At 72.0% G+C, this 17,047-nt stretch carries 15 protein-coding genes; 1 reads left to right on the top strand and 14 read right to left on the bottom strand.

The genetic code is table 11. From position 1 onward, the window contains the following. Position 1: 1 nt before the first annotated feature. The 11 genes from Q1B24_RS01595 to Q1B24_RS01645 form a co-directional block, all read right to left on the bottom strand. Positions 2-853 (bottom strand): bifunctional allantoicase/(S)-ureidoglycine aminohydrolase, encoded by an 852-nt coding sequence (locus tag Q1B24_RS01595; protein WP_299922495.1) that lies wholly within the window; start codon positions 851-853, stop codon positions 2-4. Next, positions 850-2,193 (bottom strand): allantoinase AllB, encoded by a 1,344-nt coding sequence (gene allB, locus Q1B24_RS01600; protein WP_299922497.1) that lies wholly within the window; start codon positions 2,191-2,193, stop codon positions 850-852. The genes Q1B24_RS01595 and allB overlap by 4 nt, the downstream gene beginning before the upstream one ends. A gap of 2 nt (positions 2,194-2,195) precedes the next feature. Continuing rightward, positions 2,196-2,516, bottom strand: coding sequence for a hydroxyisourate hydrolase (gene uraH, locus Q1B24_RS01605; RefSeq protein ID WP_299922499.1), 321 nt, complete (start codon positions 2,514-2,516; stop codon positions 2,196-2,198). Further along, a complete protein-coding gene (gene uraD, locus Q1B24_RS01610) occupies positions 2,516-3,010 on the bottom strand; it encodes a 2-oxo-4-hydroxy-4-carboxy-5-ureidoimidazoline decarboxylase (protein WP_299922501.1) in 495 nt (164 codons plus the stop codon). The genes uraH and uraD overlap by 1 nt, the downstream gene beginning before the upstream one ends. After that, the gene (pucL, locus tag Q1B24_RS01615) at positions 3,007-3,861 is read right to left on the bottom strand and encodes a factor-independent urate hydroxylase (protein WP_299922503.1); all 855 of its coding nucleotides are present in this window, start codon (positions 3,859-3,861) and stop codon (positions 3,007-3,009) included. Before pucL ends, uraD begins: the two co-directional genes overlap by 4 nt. A 3-nt stretch (positions 3,862-3,864) precedes the next feature. Next, positions 3,865-5,118, bottom strand: coding sequence for an aldolase/citrate lyase family protein (locus Q1B24_RS01620; protein ID WP_299922505.1), 1,254 nt, complete (start codon positions 5,116-5,118; stop codon positions 3,865-3,867). 20 nt (positions 5,119-5,138) lie between these two features. Beyond that, entirely contained in the window at positions 5,139-5,459 is a 321-nt protein-coding gene (locus Q1B24_RS01625; RefSeq protein WP_299922507.1) for a hypothetical protein, read from the bottom strand. 11 nt (positions 5,460-5,470) lie between these two features. Beyond that, positions 5,471-7,183 (bottom strand): sodium:solute symporter family protein, encoded by a 1,713-nt coding sequence (locus Q1B24_RS01630; protein ID WP_299922509.1) that lies wholly within the window; start codon positions 7,181-7,183, stop codon positions 5,471-5,473. Positions 7,184-7,492: 309 nt separating this feature from the next. Continuing rightward, positions 7,493-9,070: a glutamine-hydrolyzing GMP synthase gene (gene guaA, locus Q1B24_RS01635; RefSeq protein ID WP_299922511.1), complete on the bottom strand. Its 1,578-nt coding sequence runs from the start codon at positions 9,068-9,070 to the stop codon at positions 7,493-7,495. Between the two features lie 302 nt (positions 9,071-9,372). Beyond that, positions 9,373-11,109, bottom strand: coding sequence for a GMC family oxidoreductase (locus tag Q1B24_RS01640; RefSeq protein ID WP_299922513.1), 1,737 nt, complete (start codon positions 11,107-11,109; stop codon positions 9,373-9,375). After that, positions 11,106-12,722: a succinic semialdehyde dehydrogenase gene (locus Q1B24_RS01645; RefSeq protein ID WP_299922515.1), complete on the bottom strand. Its 1,617-nt coding sequence runs from the start codon at positions 12,720-12,722 to the stop codon at positions 11,106-11,108. Before Q1B24_RS01645 ends, Q1B24_RS01640 begins: the two co-directional genes overlap by 4 nt. Positions 12,723-12,846: 124 nt before the next feature. On the opposite strand from Q1B24_RS01645, the gene Q1B24_RS01650 reads away from it, so the two are divergent. After that, positions 12,847-13,374 carry a hypothetical protein gene (locus Q1B24_RS01650; RefSeq protein ID WP_299922517.1) on the top strand — a complete coding sequence of 176 codons (528 nt, stop codon included), beginning with the start codon at positions 12,847-12,849 and terminating at the stop codon, positions 13,372-13,374. Here the strand turns inward: Q1B24_RS01650 and Q1B24_RS01655 are convergent. The 3 genes from Q1B24_RS01655 to Q1B24_RS01665 form a co-directional block, all read right to left on the bottom strand. After that, positions 13,371-15,083, bottom strand: a complete 1,713-nt coding sequence (locus tag Q1B24_RS01655) for a glycerol-3-phosphate dehydrogenase/oxidase (protein WP_299922519.1) — start codon at positions 15,081-15,083, stop codon at positions 13,371-13,373. The genes Q1B24_RS01650 and Q1B24_RS01655 overlap by 4 nt on opposite strands. A 44-nt stretch (positions 15,084-15,127) precedes the next feature. Next, positions 15,128-16,237, bottom strand: a complete 1,110-nt coding sequence (locus Q1B24_RS01660) for a GuaB3 family IMP dehydrogenase-related protein (RefSeq protein ID WP_299922521.1) — start codon at positions 16,235-16,237, stop codon at positions 15,128-15,130. A gap of 94 nt (positions 16,238-16,331) precedes the next feature. Beyond that, positions 16,332-17,039, bottom strand: coding sequence for a TetR/AcrR family transcriptional regulator (locus Q1B24_RS01665; protein ID WP_299922523.1), 708 nt, complete (start codon positions 17,037-17,039; stop codon positions 16,332-16,334). Positions 17,040-17,047 lie beyond the last annotated feature (8 nt).

Consider the following 17,047-nt stretch of genomic DNA (forward strand, 5'->3'; position numbering starts at 1 on the left):
TCTACGCGCCCGACGTCACGACCGGGTGAAGTCGCGGGTGCCGGTTGACGTCCTTGTAGAGCAGGTAGCGGAACCGGCCGGGACCGCCGGCGTAGCAGGCCTGCGGGCAGAAGGCGCGCAGCCACATGAAGTCGCCCGCCTCCACCTCCACCCAGTCCTGGTTGAGCAGGTAGACCGCCTTGCCCTCCAGGACGTAGAGCCCGTGCTCCATCACGTGCGTCTCCGGGAACGGGATCGCGCCGCCGGGCTCGAAGCTCACGATGTTGACGTGCATGTCGTGGCGCACGTCGAGCGGGTCGACGAAGCGCTGCGTGCCCCACGCGCCGCCCGTGTCAGGCATCGGCTCGATCGCCACGTCGTCCTCGTGCACCACGAAGGGCTCGGGCACCTCGACGCCGTCGACGCGCTCGTAGGCCTTGCGGATCCAGTGGAACGTCGCGGACTCCCCGGTCGTGCGCAGCGACCAGGCCGTGCCGGGCGGGAGGAAGGCGTAGGTCCCGGGACGCAGGGCGTGCACGTCTCCCCCGGACCGTCCGCCGACGCGGAGCTCGGCGGTCCCGTCGACGACGAGGAGCACCGACTCCGCGTCGGGGTCGTCGTCGGGCCGGTCCGACCCGCCGCCCGCCGCCACCTCGACGACGTACCACGAGAACGTCTCGGCGAAGCCGGACAGCGGCCGGGCGATCACCCAGAGGCGGGTGTCGTCCCAGTGCGGCAACCGGCTGGCGGTGATGTCGCTGAGCGTGCCGCGCGGGATGACGGCGTACGCCTCGGTGAAGACCGCCCGGCCGGACTGGCCGGTGGTCAGGTCGGTCTGCGACGGCAGCCCGCCCCGTGGCACCCAGTAATTCATCGGGCCTCGCCTCTCCTCAGCAGTCGTCCCCGTGGCCCGGCCGCCAGGTCGACCGGACGACCGCGCAGCCAGGTGGCCCGCACGGTGCCGGTGAGCGTACGCCGGGCGTAGGGCGTGACCGGGTTCTTGTGGTGGAGCGCGGCGGGGTCGACCACCCGCTCCTCGTCGGGCGCGAACACGCAGAGGTCGGCGTCGGCGCCGACCGCGATCTCGCCCTTGCCGGCCAGGCCCACCCGGCGGGCGGGCGCCGTGGCCATCCAGCGCACCACGTCGGTGAGGGGTACGCCGCGCTCGCGGGCGCCCGTCCAGACGACCGGCAGGCCGAGCTGGAGGGAGGCGATGCCGCCCCAGGCGTCAGCGAAGTCGCCGGTGTCGCGGTGCTTGAGGTCGGCGGTGCACGGCGAGTGGTCGGAGACGACGAGGTCGATGTCGCCGTCGGCCAGCGCCTGCCACAGCGCGTCGCGGTTGGTGGCGTCGCGGATCGGAGGGCAGCACTTGAGCTCGGTGGCGCCGTCGGCGACGGTCGCGGCGTCGAAGTGGAGGTAGTGCGGGCAGGTCTCCACGGAGACGTCGACGCCGTCGGCCCGCGCGGCCCGCAGGGCCGGCACCGCGCCGGAGGCACTCAGGTGCACCACGTGGGCGCGCCCGCCGGTGCGGCGGGCGGTGTCGATGACCAACGAGACGGCCCGCTCCTCGGCGGCATCCGGCCGGCTCTCCAGGAAGCCTCGGTAGGCCGTGCCGTGGGCACACTCGGTGATCTCGTCGCCGTCCTCGGCGTGCACGATCATCAACGAGCCGATCCGGGCGGTCTCGGCCATCGCGGTGGCGAAGTCGGCCGCGGCCAGGTGCGGGAACTCCTCGACGCCGGAGTCGAGCAGGAAGCACTTGAAGCCGAGGACGCCGGCCTCGTGGAGCGGTGCCAGGTCGGCGACGTTGCCGGGGACGGCGCCGCCCCAGAAGCCGACGTCCACCCACACCTGGTCGACCGCGACGCGACGCTTCTCCTCCAGCGCCGCGACCGTCGTGGTGGGCGGGACGCTGTTGAGCGGCATGTCGACGATCGTGGTGACGCCGCCGGCGGCCGCGGCCCGGGTGGCGCTGGCGAAGCCCTCCCAGTCGGTGCGCCCCGGCTCGTTGACGTGGACGTGGGTGTCGACCAGCCCCGGCAGCAGCACCTCGTCGTCGGTGAGCTCGACGACCTCCGGCGCCGCGAGATCGTCGTACGCCGCCAGCGCGACGACGCGACCTTCGCGAATGCCGACCGCGACGGCTTGCTCCACGCCGTCGACGACCGCGCGAGCGGCACGGATGACGGTGTCCAGCTCCGTCGGGGGTGCCACGCTCAGCTGCCCCGGTAGGTCGAGTAGCCGAACGGGCTCAGCAGGAGCGGCACGTGGTGGTGCCGGTCGTCGACGACGCTGAACACGACGACGACCTCGGGGTAGAAGGCGGCCCGGTCCTGCGCGGCGAACCACGCCCCGGTGTCGAAGCGCAGGACGTGGTCCTCGGCGACGAGGTCGGCGGCGAGGTCGCCGACCCGGCCGTCGGCGTCTGTCACGGCCTCGGCGAGGACGCTCCCGTCCGCGGACTCGAGCGTGACGCGCAGGCCCGTGGCCGGCCGTCCGGTCGCGGTGTCGAGGACGTGGGTGCTCAGCGACGCCATCAGGACAGTGCCTCCCTCATCCGCAGGACGGCGATCTGGGTCAGCTGGTCGATCGTGGCGGCGCGCTCGAGGTCGTCGCTGTTGTCGAGGCGCTGCTGCAGGTGCTCGAGGATGTCGTGCCCGTCGCGGCCCGCCGCCCGGACGATGAAGACACGACCGAAGCGCTCCTCGTAGGCGCGGTTGCCGTCGGCGAGCCTGCGGGCGAGATCGGCGTCGTCGTGGTCGACGCCGGACTGCTCGCGCGCGGAGTGGTCGGCGTCGTGCAGCGCTGCGTCGGCACGCTCGCCGATGCGGGGGTGCCGGGCCAGCGCCTGCGTGAGGTCCTCGTCGGAGATGGTCGCCGACGCGGCGACCATCGCGGCCTCGACGTCGCCGAGGGTGTCGTACGGCCTGCCGGCGACGACCCGGTCGGCCCACCGCGGCGCGTCGAGGCAGGTCAGCAGCAGCTGCCGGGCCTCGTCGTCGCTCGCGGCGTCGAAGCGGGAGACGCTCATGGCTCCTCCCGCATGACGGTCGCCTCGATCAGCCCGTAGGGCCGGTCGGCGGCGATGAACACCTCGCCCGGGTTGTCGAGCCCGAAGGGCTCGAGGTCGACGAGGAAGTGGTGCTTGTTGGGGGCCTCGAAGGAGATCCGGTCGATCTCGTCGTGCGCCTCGAGCACCGCGCGGCCCATCGCGTAGAGCGTCTCCTGCAGGGCGCGGCTGTAGGTCGTCGCGAAGGTCGCCAGGAGCCTCGCGCGCACCGCGTCCCAGGTGGTGTTCCAGTCGACGTCGTCGAGGCGGGAGAAGCGCCAGGCGGCCTTCAGCTCGGTCGCCAGGACGCGGTCGTCGGCGTCGGCGAGCGTCGTGTACTCGTCGCGCAGGAAGCCCGTGAACTCCGAGCCGGTCGACTTCAGCACCACCAGGTCGCGCAGCCCGGAGGTGACCACCGGTCCCGCCGACGTCACCTCGACCACCGTGGTGCGCACCTCGCCACCACGCCGCACGAAGGCGTGGTCGTGACCGAAGCCGTTGACGGGGATCCGGTCCCACGCGTGCTCCTCGACCCGCACCACGGCTCCCTCCGCGGCCGGCGTGGCCTCGAGCAGGCGGCTGCCGAGCGCGATCGCGTAGTCCTCGGGCGAGCTGACACCGTGCTTCTTCGCGTAGGCGAACGCCGTGTTCTTCTGCGTGTCGGTGGGGAGCACGTGCGACTGGTCGCCGTCGGTGTGCGCCGCGGCGAAGTCGCCGTGGAGCGACGTCGACACGGTGAGGTCGCGGATCTGGTGGCGCTCGGTGTCGCGCACGATGCGCACCACACGCGTCTCCGCCTTGCCGTAGCGGTTCGGTCCAAGAACGATCCCCATGCCTCAGCCTTCCTGTCCTCGGGTGCGGTGTGCCAGCCCGGCGAGCCGGTGCGGGTCGAGCCCGGTGCCCTCGCCCACCTCGTCCTGCGACAGGGCGCCGCAGTCGGTCCCGCGCAGCAGGAAGTCGGCGAGCGCGCGGGCGGTCGCCGGCTCGTCGAGGACGCCGGAGTCGCGGCGCTCGACGTAGGTGCGCAGCCGGTCCGCCGCGGCTGCGAGCCCGTCGCGGTAGAACCCGAACGTGGCCGCGAACCGGGTGGGCAGCTGCGCCGGGTGGAGGTCCCACCCCTGGTAGTAGCCACGCGCGAGCGAGCGCCGCACGAGCCGCAGGTGGTTGGCCCACGCGGCCTCGACCTCGTCGGGCCCGCCGACCGGCAGCAGGTTGGTGGAGCCGTCGGAGAGGCGTACGCCGGTGCCGGCCGCGGCGGCCTGCATGACCGCCTTGGCGTGGTCGGCGACGGGGTGCTCGAGGCTCTGGTGGGCCGCGGCGATGCCGCAGGAGGCGGAGTAGTCGTAGGTGCCGTAGTGGAGGCCGGTGCAGCGGCCGGCCGAGGCGTGCACCATCCGCGCGACGAGCGCGCTGCCGTCGGGGCCCAGGATCGACTGCGGGGTCTCGACCTGGATCTCGAAGCGCAGGGCCCCGTCGGCGAGGCCCAGCTCGCGCTCGAGTCGCGTGGCCACGTGGACGAGCGCCTCGACCTGCTCGACAGCGGTCACCTTCGGGAGCGTGACGACGAAGGTCGGCGGCAGCGGGCCGTCCTCGACCAGACCGGCGACGAAGAGGGTCAGGGTGCGCACGCCCCGGGCCCGGGTCGGGGCCTCGAACCCCTTGAACCGGATGCCGGTGAAGGGCGCGGCCGTCCCGGCGTCGAGGGCCGCCCGCAGGTCGCGCGCCGCACGTCGTACGTCGTCGTCCTCCTCGTCGTCGGACCGGGTGCCGTAGCCGTCCTCGAAGTCGATGCGGAGGTCCTCGACGGGCTCGCGCTCGAGCTTGGCGCGCACCAGCGACAGCAGGTCGCCGTCACCGTCGAGGAGCGCGAGCAGGCGGTCCTCGTGCTGCTCCACCACACCGAGCGCGGCCGCGCCGTGGTCGCCGATCAGGCCCGGGTGGAAGCGGTCGGCCGGGACGTACACGGTGTGGACGGGCTGACGCCCGGCGCGCTCACCCGGGTAGTGGGCCGCGAGCGCGGCGTCGACGTCCGCGAGGCGGACGTCGAGCTCGCTCGCGAGACCACCGACGAGGTGGTCGAGGCTCTCCATGCGGAGACCCTAGACCCGCGTCAGTGCGTCGGGGGGCGCTTGCGCTGGGGCGCCGGGCGGGTCGGGTCGTCGTCGGGCCGGTCGAAGCCCTCCGGCACGACGATGGGCCGCAGCCGCGCCCAGCCGATGAAGACGGCGGCGACCACGATCAGCGCCAGCCCGGTCCACAGGTTGGCGTTGACGCCCCCGGTCTTGTCCGGCTCGTGCTCGCCGAGCAGCCCGGCGAGCACGAGGATCACGCCGTAGATGCCCATGAGGGCGCCGATGATGTTGCGGATGTCGAACGCGCCGGCCTTGTGCGGAGCGGCTGAGGTGTCGGACGTGCCGGACGTGTCGGTCATGGTGGCCCCTCTCAGAAGGCGAAGTTGAGGATGATGACCATCGCGAGCGAGATGCCGGCGAGCGGGAGCGTGCGGCGCCACCAGGGGTACGACGCCTCGTGGGGGTCGGTGCGCTCCTCGCGCGGCGTCTCGGAGTAGACCAGGCCCCTGAGCTCGGAGGCGGGCTTGGGCTTGGTCACCAGGGAGACCACGACGCTCAGCACGATGTCGACCGTGAAGGCGACCGACGCCGCGAGGAAGGCCACACCCTGGCCGGACAGCTCGAAGACACCAGCCGCAGCGGTGCGGTCGACCGCGATGGCCGACAGGGTGCCGGCCACGAGTCCCACCCAGCCGGCCGTCGGGGTCATCCGCTTCCAGAACATGCCCAGGATGAAGGTCGCGAACAGCGGTGCGTTGAAGAACCCGAACAGCGTCTGGAGGTAGTTCATGACGTTGTCGTAGCCGAGCGCGATCTGGGCGGTGAAGATCGCGACGACCGTCGCGCCCACGGTGGCGATCCGGCCGATCCGCAGGTAGTAGTCGTCGCTGTGGTTCTTGCGGATGTAGCGCTGCCACAGGTCGTAGGAGAAGACCGTGTTGAAGGCGGAGATGTTGGCCGCCATGCCGGCCATGAAGGCCGCGAGCAGGCCCGCGATCGCGAGGCCGAGCAGCCCGTTGGGCAGGACGTCGCGCATCAGGAGCAGCAGCGCGTCGTTGTAGGCGACGCCCTCCCCGGACGCGCCGCCCTCGGGACTGCCGCCGTTCTTGAGGTCGATCATCTCCTTGACCAGGACGGCGGAGATCATGCCCGGCACGATGACGATGAAGGGGATGAACATCTTGGGGAAGGAGCCGATGATCGGCGTCTTGCGGGCCGAGGAGATGGAGTCGGAGGCCATCGCCCGCTGCACCTCGACGAAGTTGGTCGTCCAGTAGCCGAAGGACAGCACGAAGCCGAGCCCGAAGACGATGCCGATGACCGACAGGAGCGGGGAGTCGAAGCCGGAGAGCGCCTGGCCCGGCCAGGCGTTGAGCTGTTGGTCCGCTGGCGGCGCCTCGGACGCGGACGACGCCCCGGCCGACGCGGCGGTGATCTTGTCGGTCAGTCCGTCCCAGCCACCGACGCGGTGCAGGCCGATCAGCGTGAGCGGGACCAGGGAGGCCACGATGACGAAGAACTGCAGCACCTCGTTGTAGATCGCGGCGCTCAGTCCGCCGAGGGTGATGTAGGAGAGGACCACGACGCCCGCCACGATCAGCGCGATCCAGATCTCCCAGCCGAGCAGGGCGCGTACGATCCCCGCCAGCAGCGCGAGGTTGACACCCGCGATCAGCAGCTGCGCGACCGCGAAGCTGATCGCGTTGACGAGGTGCGCGCCCGTCCCGAACCGTCGGAACATGAACTCCGGCACGGAGCGGACCTTCGAGCCGTAGTAGAACGGCATCATCACGACGCCGAGGAACAGCATCGCCGGGACCGCGCCGACCCAGAAGTAGTGGAACGTCGGCAGGCCCAGCTCGGCACCGTTGGCCGACATGCCCATGATCTCGACGGCCCCGAGGTTGGCGGAGATGAAGGCGAGACCGGTCACCCAGGCCGGGAGCGAACGTCCCGAGAGGAAGAAGTCGATCGACTCCGACACCGACCGCCGGGCCATCACGCCGATGCCGAGCACGAAGCCGAAGTAGATCGCGACCAGCAGGTAGTCCAGCCAGGTCGCGTCGATCAGGGTTTCGGACACGCGTTCCTCCCGAGCGTCAGCAGTGATTCAGTTGGGGCCACCGAGAAACCTAGACCCCGGGCGACGGCGGGCGCGACCACCCCTCGGGAGGTCAGTCGCCGACGACGACCTCCACCTCGAAGCCCTCGGAGCTCTCCAGGTGGCGCGATGTGCTGCTCGCCACCGGCGTGCGGGTAGCGGTGAGCAGGACATGTTCCGAGGGCCGAAAAGGTGTATCACTCACCGCTCCCCGCCGGACCGCCCGGGTGGCGGTGCGTGAGGCAAGTTTCGGGGCGTCAGAACCTGCGCCACTCACCGCTGCCGGCGAGCTCACTCCCACTCGATGGTGCCCGGAGGCTTGGAGGTGATGTCGAGGGTGACCCGGTTGATCTCCTCGACCTCGTTGGTGATCCGCGTGGAGATGCGCTCCATCACCTCGTACGGCAGGCGGGCCCAGTCGGCGGTCATCGCGTCCTCGGAGGTGACCGGGCGGATCACGACGGGGTGGCCGTAGGTGCGGCCGTCGCCCTGGACGCCGACGGAGCGGACGTCGGCGAGGAGCACGACCGGCATCTGCCAGATGTCGCGGTCGAGGCCGGCGCGGGTGAGCTCCTGGCGGGCGATGGCGTCGGCGCGGCGCAGGATGTCGAGGCGGTCGGCCGTGACCTCGCCGATGATCCGGATGCCCAGGCCCGGGCCGGGGAACGGCTGGCGCCACACCATGTCCGCCGGCAGGCCGAGCTGCTCGCCGACGAGGCGGACCTCGTCCTTGAACAGGGTGCGCAGCGGCTCCACGAGTGCGAACTCGAGGTCCTCGGGCAGGCCGCCGACGTTGTGGTGCGACTTGATGTTGGAGGTGCCGGCACCTCCGCCGGACTCCACGACGTCGGGGTAGAGCGTGCCCTGCACGAGGAAGCCCACCTTGTCGCCGTGCTCGGCCGCCTCGCCGAGCACCTGCACCTCGGCGGCCTCGAAGGCGCGGATGAACTCGCGGCCGATGATCTTGCGCTTCTCCTCCGGGTCGGTGACCCCGGCGAGGGCGGACAGGAACGTCTCGCGCGCGTCGTAGACGTGGAGGTTGACGCCGGTCGCGGCGACGAAGTCGCGCTCGACCTGCTCGGCCTCGCCCTCGCGGAGCAGGCCGTGGTCGACGAAGACGCAGTGGAGGCGGTCGCCGATGGCGCGCTGCACGATGGCGGCCGCCACGGCGGAGTCGACGCCGCCGGACAGGCCGCAGATCGCCAGGCCGCTGTCGCCGATCTGCTCGCGGACGCGCTCGATCTGCTCCTCGGCGATGTTGAGCATGGTCCACGTCTGGCGCGCGCCGGCGATGTGGTGCAGGAAGTGCTCGAGCACCTTCTGGCCGTGCTCGGAGTGCAGGACCTCCGGGTGCCACTGGACGCCGGCGAGGCCGCGGCCCACGTCCTCGAAGGCGGCGACCGGGGTGTCCTCGGTGGAGGCGAGCACGGTGAAGCCCTCGGGTGCCCGCGCGACGGAGTCGCCGTGCGACATCCAGACCTTGTGCTCGGTCGGGAGGCCCTCGAGGAGCGTGCCCGGCTCGGAGACGGAGACCGGCGTACGTCCGTACTCGCGCGCGCCGGTGTGGGCGACCTCGCCGCCGAGGCCCTTGGCCATCAGCTGGAAGCCGTAGCACATGCCGAAGACCGGCACCCCGGCCGTGAAGACACCGGAGTCGATGCCCGGGGCGCCCTCGGCGTAAACGCTCGACGGGCCGCCCGACAGGATGATCGCCTTCGGCTTGCGCGCGAGCATCTCGGCCACCGGCATGGTGTGCGGAACGATCTCGGAGTAGACCCGCGCCTCGCGGACGCGCCGCGCGATCAGCTGGGCGTACTGCGCCCCGAAGTCGACGACGAGGACCAGGTCGTGCTCTCCAGGCTGCGTCACGCGCCGAGTCTATCGACGTACGCCCCTGGGATGGGACCGGGCCGAGACGCGGCCGAAATCGCCCCAGGGCCCGATCGGGGAGCGAGTGCGGAGCATCGGGCCCGGCCCGCTCATCCCGGTCCGAAATCGCCCCAGGGCCCGATCGGGGAGGGAGGGTGATCGGGCCCTGGGGCTTTGGCTCCCAGCCACTGCGAGCAGCGACGGGACGAGAGACCCGGCCCTTGGGAGGGAGCATGACTGCCGGGTCCCTCACCCGGCCCAACGATGTCTCCGAGAGGTGGTTACGGCCCGATCGGGTGTTTTCAGCTCACGCCGACGATGGGCAGGCGCAGTGCTCCCGGCGCGGCCTCCGGGACGGCGGGGTTCTTCGGCGCCACCGGAGCGAGCCGGCGGTAGGCCGAGCCGAGCGCCGGACGCGGGTCGGCCTCGCCCTTGTTGGGCCAGAACGACATCGCGCGCTCCGCCTGGGCGGTGATCGTGAGCGACGGGTTGACCCCGAGGTTCGCCGACACCGCCGAGCCGTCGACCACGTGCAGGCCGTCGTAGCCGTAGAGGCGCTGGTAGGGGTCCACGACACCGGTCGCGGGCGAGTCGCCGATGGCGCAGCCGCCGATGAAGTGCGCCGTCAGCGGCATCCCGAGGGGCTCGCCGATCGCGCCGTAGGCCCGACGGGCGCCCATGATCCGAGCCAGCCGGCGTACGGCGTCGTAGGCCGGTGCGATGTAGGTCGGGTTGGGGGCGCCGTGGCCCTGGGTCGACGACAGGTAGCCGAAGCCGCCGCGCTTGCGCCACACCGTGGTGATCGAGTTGTCGAGCGTCTGCATGACCAGGGCGACCACGGTGCGACGCGACCACGTGTCGAGCGAGTAGAGGTCGCGCAGCCCGTCGCGCTGGCGCCACAGCTCCTTGCCCCACGTGCGCCACCGCTTCTCGCCGAGCACCTCGTCGACGAGCACGGTCGCCATCAGCGGCATCACGTTGCGACCGCGGCCGTAGCGGACGGGCTCGACGTGCGTGTGCTCGTCGGGGTGGAAGCTCGAGGTGATCGCGACGCCGTCCGTCCAGTCGACGGCGTCGTCGTTGGCGGTGGCCCAGAGGATGGCTTCGGAGTTGGTGCGCGTGAGGACGCCCAGCCGGTCGGAGATCCCGGGCAGCGAGCCCTCGGCCTTGAGGCGGTGCAGCAGGCGCTGCGTGCCGATCGCGGCGGCGGAGAACACGACGTGGTCGGCGGTGAAGGTCCTGACCGCTCGCCGGCGCGACAGCTTGGCCTTGGTCCAGCGGGCCGTGACCTCGTACCCGCCCCCGGCGCGAGGTCGTACGTCGGTGACGGTGGTCAGCGGGTGCACGACGGCGCCGTTGCCCTCGGCGAGGTGGAGGTAGTTCTTGACCAGGGTGTTCTTCGCGTTGTGCCGGCAGCCGGTCATGCACGAGCCGCAGTTGATGCAGGTGGACCGCTCCGGCCCGGCGCCGCCGAAGAACGGGTCGGGCACCGTCTCGCCCTCGGCCTGCCCGGGCTCCCCGAAGAAGACGCCCACGGGCGTCGGCACGAACGTGTGGCCGACCCCCATCTCGTCGGCCACCTTCTTCATCGCCACGTCGGCGGGCGTGGTCCTGGCGTACGTCGTGACGCCCAGCATCCGCTTGGCCTGGTCGTAGTAGGGCGCCAGCTCGGACCGCCAGTCCGTGATGTGCGACCACTGCGGGTCCTGGAAGAAGGGCTCCGGGGGCTCGTAGAGGGTGTTGGCGTAGTTGAGGGAGCCGCCGCCCACACCGGCGCCGGCGAGGATGAAGCAGTCGTGGACGATGTCGATGCGCTGGATGCCGTAGAGACCGACCTCCGGGCGGAAGAGGAACTTCTTCACGTCGCCGCCGTGCTCCGGCAGCTCGTCGTCGGCGAAGCGGGCGCCGGCCTCGAGCACCCCGACCGAGTAGCCCTTCTCGGTCAGCCGCAGGGCCGTGACCGAGCCGCCGAAGCCCGACCCCACGACGAGGACGTCGTAGTGCGTGGCCTCGGGGGCGGCTTGCGGGGTGGAAGTCATGCCAGGCCCAGCTTGTTCATCAGCCGCAGCGCCCCGGTCATGACCTTGGCGTTGGTCTCCTCCGACATCCCGAACATGGGCGCGATCGGCATGAGTCGCTGCGTGGCGACGGACTGTGCCTCGGTGTAGCGGTGGATGCCCTCGGCGCCCTGGCGGCGGCCGAGGCCGGACTCGCGCATGCCCCCCATCGGGGCACCCAGCGAGCCGAACGTCGCGCCGTAGGCCTCGTTGACGTTGACGGTGCCGCACCTGATGCGACGGGCGAGCGCGCGACCGCGCGCAGCGTCGCGGGTCCAGACCGAGGCGTTGAGACCGTAGCTGCCGTCGTTGGCGCGCTCGACCGCCTCGTCCTCGCTGTGGAACCGGTAGAGCGAGACGACCGGGCCGAAGGTCTCCTTGCCGAAGCACTCCATGTCGGCCGAGACACCCTCGAGGATCGTGGGCTCGAAGACGAAGGGGCCGAGGTCGGGACGGTGCCGGCCGCCGGTGAGCACGCGCGCACCCTTGGCGACGGCGTCCTCGACGTGACGGGTCACCGTGTCGAGCTGGGCCTGGGAGATCAGCGAGCCGATGTCGACCGACCAGTCCTGGCTGGCGCCGAGGGTCATCGCCTGCGTGCGCGAGACGAAGGCGTCGACGAAGCGGTCGTAGACCTGGTCGGCGACGAAGAGGCGCTCCATCGACACGCACAGCTGGCCGGCGTTGGAGAAGACCGCGCGGGTGGCGCCCTCGGCGGCCCGCTGGACGTCGGCGTCGCGGAGCACGAGCATCGGGTTCTTGCCACCGAGCTCGAGGGAGCAGCCGATCAGCCGCTCGGCGCACCCCTGCGCGATGAGCCGGCCGGTGGCGGTCGATCCGGTGAAGCAGACGTAGTCGGCGTGGGCGACGATCGCGCCGCCCACCTCGGGACCGGGGCCGGCGACCACCTGCCACGTCTCGGCCGGGATGCCCGCCTCCTCGAGGAGCTGCGCGGCGAGCAGCGCGGTCAGCACGGTCTGGGCGTCGGGCTTGGAGACCACGGCATTGCCGGCCAGCAGCGCCGGGATGCCGTCGCAGAGCGCCATCGAGAGGGGGTAGTTCCAGGGCGAGATGATGCCGACGACGCCCTTCGGCACCCGGTTGACCTCGGCGCGGGTGAGCACCGGGAACATGCCGCCGACCCGCCGGGTGTCGAGGTGCTCGTGGGCGGTGCGGGCGTAGTAGCGCGCCGTGAGCGCGAGGTGGGCGACCTCGAGGTACGCGTCCTTGCGGGCCTTGCCCGACTCCCACACCACCAGGTCGATGAGCTCCTGCTGGCGGTCGAGCAGCAGGTCGTGCAGGCGGAGCAGCGCCGCCGCCCGGTCGTCGACGGAGGTGGCCGCCCACGACACCTGGGCGCGGCGGGCCCGGGTGAACGCCTCGGCGACGTCGGCGGGACTCGACTGGGGGACGTGCGCGAGCGGCGTGCCGCCGATCGGCGACGCCACGGCGAGCGTGTCCCCGGTGGTGCTGACGAGGCGCCGCGTGAGGCTGGCGACGTAGGCCCGGTCGAGGCCGTAGGCCGCGGTCGCGTCGTGCTCGGGGTCCGCGGGCCCGTCGGTGATGGGACCGGAGGCGGGGGTCTGCTCACTCATTCCTGCAGCGTAGGTCGCGGTCGACGCCGTTGCTACCGGTTGGTCACTTCGTCCCAACATTCGACATATCGGCCAGATTTGTCCAACCGCGATCGGGCACGCCGCCGGCGTCTAGGCTCGCCGCATGACGACGCCGGTGCCCGCCTCCGCGCCCTTCGCCCCGTCCACCCGCATCCTGGCCGGCTCGCTCATGGGCGCCCTGGTCGTGATCGGGGTCGCCCTGTCGGTGGTGCTGCCCGCCCCGGACGCGTTCCCCCTCCTGCCGCTGGCGGTGCAGGTGCTGGCCGGTGTCGTCGCGCACCTGCTGCTCGAGACCGTCGGCTACCGCACCCCGCCCCTGGCCGCGGACCTCTCCGACGACGAGGCGGCCGCACAGGCCCGCACCCGCTGGCAGGCGCTGATGATCATGCGGTTCGCCATCGCGGAGTTCATCGCGATCGCCTCGGTCGCCGCCGCGTTCGTGCTGCCCGACGGCAGCATCCTCACCTACCTCGGCGGCGCCGCCGTCTCGCTGGTCCTGATGGTCGTGCACGTGTGGCCGGGTGCCCGACCGGTCGGCAAGGTCGCCGACGCGCTCGAGGCCGGCGGCAAGCGCTCCGGCCTGCGCGAGGCCTTCGGCCTGTCGGCACCGGGACCGATCCAGCGGCTCTAGACGATCTCGGGAGCCTTGACCCTCGCCTCGTCGGCCTCCTGGTCGGTCGGCATGAGCTGGCTCTGCCGCTCCGCCTCGACGCGTCGCAGGTAGTGGTCGACCTCCGCTTCGGTCTGCGCCTCGTCCCACCCCAGCGCCTCGGCCATCAGCTCGGCTGCCGGCCTGGAGGCGGCGATCCCGCGGTCGAAGGTCTCGATGGACACGCGTGTACGCCTGGCCAGCACGTCGTCGAGGTGGCGCGCGCCCTCGTGGGTGACGGCGTAGAGCACCTCGGCGCGCAGGTAGTGCTCGGCCCCGGGCAGGGGCTCGCCGAGATCGGGACGACGGTGGATCAGGGCGAGCAGCTCGTCGACGAGCCCGCCGTAGCGACCGAGCAGGTGGTCGATCATCCCGATCTCGAGGCCGGACGCGCGGCTGAGCGCGACCCGCTGGTTGGTGCGCGCCTCGTGGCCCCACGCCCCCATCAGCGGCACCCGGTCGGTGATCGAGGCGGGGGTGGCGTCGAAGTCACGGATCGCGTGGTCGACGGCGTCGCGCGCCATGACGCGGTACGTCGTCAGCTTGCCGCCGGCGACCAGCACGAGGCCGGGCACGGGGTTGGCGACGGTGTGCTCGCGGGAGAGCTTGGTGGTCTCTCCCATGTCGCCCTCCTTGCGCATCGGCTTGAGGAGCGGGCGGAGGCCGGCGTAGACCCCCACCACGTCACGGTGGTCGAGCGGGTCCTTGAGGAGCCGGTTGGCGTGCTCGAGCACGTAGTCGATGTCGGTCTTGCTGGCGGCGGGGTGGGCCAGGTCGAGGTCCCAGGCCGTGTCGGTCGTGCCGATGATCCAGAACTGGTCCCACGGGATCACGAACAGCACGGACTTCTCGGTCTTGGTGATGAAGCCGCACTCGGACCGGATCCGGTCCTTGGGCACGACGACGTGGATGCCCTTGCTGGCGTCGACGTCGAGCTGCGCCTCGCCGCCCACCAGGTCCTGCACCTCGTCGGTCCACACGCCGGCCGCGTTGATGACGACGCGGGCTCGGATCTCGAGGTCGCGCTGGCCCTCGAGGTCGCGGGCCCGTACGCCGACGACGCGGTCGCCCTCGCGCAGGAAGCCGGTCACCTTGGTCCGGGTCGCCACGTGGGCGCCGTTGTTGGCGGCGGTGCGGGCGATGGTCATCACCAGCCGGGCGTCGTCGACCTGGCAGTCGTAGTAGCGGATCGCGCCGTGGAGGTCGTCGGTGCGGATGTCGGGCGCCATCCGGGCGAGCTGCTTGCGGAAGACGTGCTTGTGCTTCGGCACGCCCATGTCGTACTTGCCCGTCATCGCCATCGTGTCGTAGAGCGCGACGCCGGCACCGACGTAGGGGCGCTCCCACGCGTGCTCGAGCGGGTAGAGGAACGGCACGGGCCGTACCAGGTGCGGCGCGAGCCGGGTGAGCAGCAGGCCGCGCTCCTCCAGCGCCTCCTTGACCAGCGCGAAGTCGAACATCTCCAGGTAGCGCAGGCCACCGTGCACCAGCTTCGACGAGCGCGAGGAGGTGCCGGAGGCCAGGTCGCGCTGCTCGACGAGGCCCACCTTGAGGCCGCGCGTGACCGCGTCGAGAGCGGCGCCCACGCCGACGATGCCGCCGCCGACGACCAGCACGTCGAGCTCGCCGGACCCCAGCTGCTGGAGCGCGTCGGCGCGCTGGTCGGCATCGAGGGCCTTGGCGAGCGTCATGCGGTCAGTGTCTCAGGGGCGCCCCAGCCCGGACCGACCGAGGATCAGTGCTGGACGACGACCTCGATGCGCTGGAACTCCTTGAGCTCGGTGTAGCCCGTGGTCGCCATGGCGCGGCGCAGGGCGCCGACGAGGTTCATCGTGCCGTCGGCGGTGCGCGAGGGACCGAACATGATCTCCTCCAGCGAGCCGACCGGGTCGAACTGCACCCGCTGGCCGCGCGGGAGCTCGGCGTGCGTCGCCTCGCTCCCCCAGTGGAAGCCCCGGCCCGGGGCCTCGCTGGCACGGGCGAGCGGCGAGCCGATCATCACCGCGTCGGCGCCGCAGGCGATCGCCTTGGCGATGTCGCCCGAGCTGCCGATGGAGCCGTCGGCGATGACGTGGACGTATCGGCCGCCGGACTCGTCGAGGTAGTCACGGCGGGCCGCGGCCACGTCGGCGACCGCGCTCGCCATCGGCACCGCGACGCCGAGGACCGTACGCGTGGTGTGGGCGGCACCGCCGCCGAAGCCGACGAGCACGCCGGCGGCGCCGGTGCGCATGAGGTGGAGCGCGGCCTGGTAGGTCGCACAGCCGCCCACGATGACGGGGACGTCGAGCTCGTAGATGAACTCCTTGAGGTTCAGCGGCTCGGCGTTGCTGCTCACGTGCTCGGCGGAGACGGTCGTGCCGCGGATGACGAACATGTCGACCCCTGCGTCGACGACGGCCTTCACGTGCTCCTTGGTGCGCTGTGGCGACAGCGACCCGGCCACGGTGACACCGGCGGCGCGCACCTCCTTGAGGCGCGCGGTGATCAGCTCGGGCTTGATCGGCTCGGTGTAGATCTCCTGCATCCGGCGGGTGGCGTCGGCGCCCTGGAGTCCGGCCACCTCCTCCAGCAGGCCGGTCGGGTCGTCGTAGCGCGTCCAGAGGCCCTCGAGGTTGAGCACCCCGAGCCCGCCCATCTGCCCGAGGGCGATCGCCGTCGAGGGCGACATGACGGAGTCCATCGGCGCGGCGAGCACGGGGATGTCGAAGCGGTAGGCGTCGATCTGCCAGGCGGTGCTGACCTCCTCCGGGTCGCGGGTGCGCCGGGAGGGCACGATCGCGATGTCGTCGAAGGAGTAGGCGCGGCGACCGCGCTTGGCACGGCCGATGTCGATCTCGCTCATGACCGGAAGCCTATCGGCGAGCAGCAGGCCCGGCCGGGCCCCCACCCGACCGGACCTTCTGGACCCGGGATCCATACCCCACGTTTGGATCCGGTCAGATGGTACCCAATTCTGGGCCGGGTGGCACACTTCCGCCGATCGAGCTGCTGGGACGGCCCCCGGTCGGTCCGTCGGTCGCTCCGTCGACGGCCGTGCGCAGCGACCGGCGCAGCCACGCGGCGTACCGCTCGACCGTCCAGCCGCGGTGCTGCGCGAGCGTCAGGTAGGTCTCCGCGCGCGTCAGCAGGTAGACCTCGTCGACGGCGTCCGGCGCCGGCTCCCCCCGCGCGAGCAGCCGCACCAGGTCCTCGCACATCGCCGCGTGGGCGAGGTGGGCACCCCGGACGAGGTCGCGCAGGGCGGGGTCCTGCTCGGCGCCAGTCCCCAGCACCCACACCAGCGGACCCATCGGTACGACGATGCTGCAGGCGAGCTCGACGAACCGGTCGAGCCGCACCTCCACGTCGGGCTCGTCCTCGAGCCGCAGGGCGGCGAAAGCCTCCAGCAGCCCGCCGCGGCGCCCGAACCCGGCGGACCGGAAGGCCGCCATGAAGACACCGGCCTTGGTGCCGAAGGTCTTGGTCACCAGCTCGACGGACACCTCCGACTCGGCAGCGACCAGGGCGAGGGTGGTGCCGCTCCAGCCCCGCTCGGCGAACAGCCGCGCGGCCACCTCGGCGACGTGGATCCGTCGTCGCTCGGCGGCCGCGCGGCGCCCGCTGGCGTCGTACGAGCGGCGCTCCGGGGCGGCGTCCTGCTCCACCCCGCGAG

This window comes from uncultured Nocardioides sp., from assembly GCF_947488025.1.
GTDB lineage: Bacteria > Actinomycetota > Actinomycetes > Propionibacteriales > Nocardioidaceae > Nocardioides.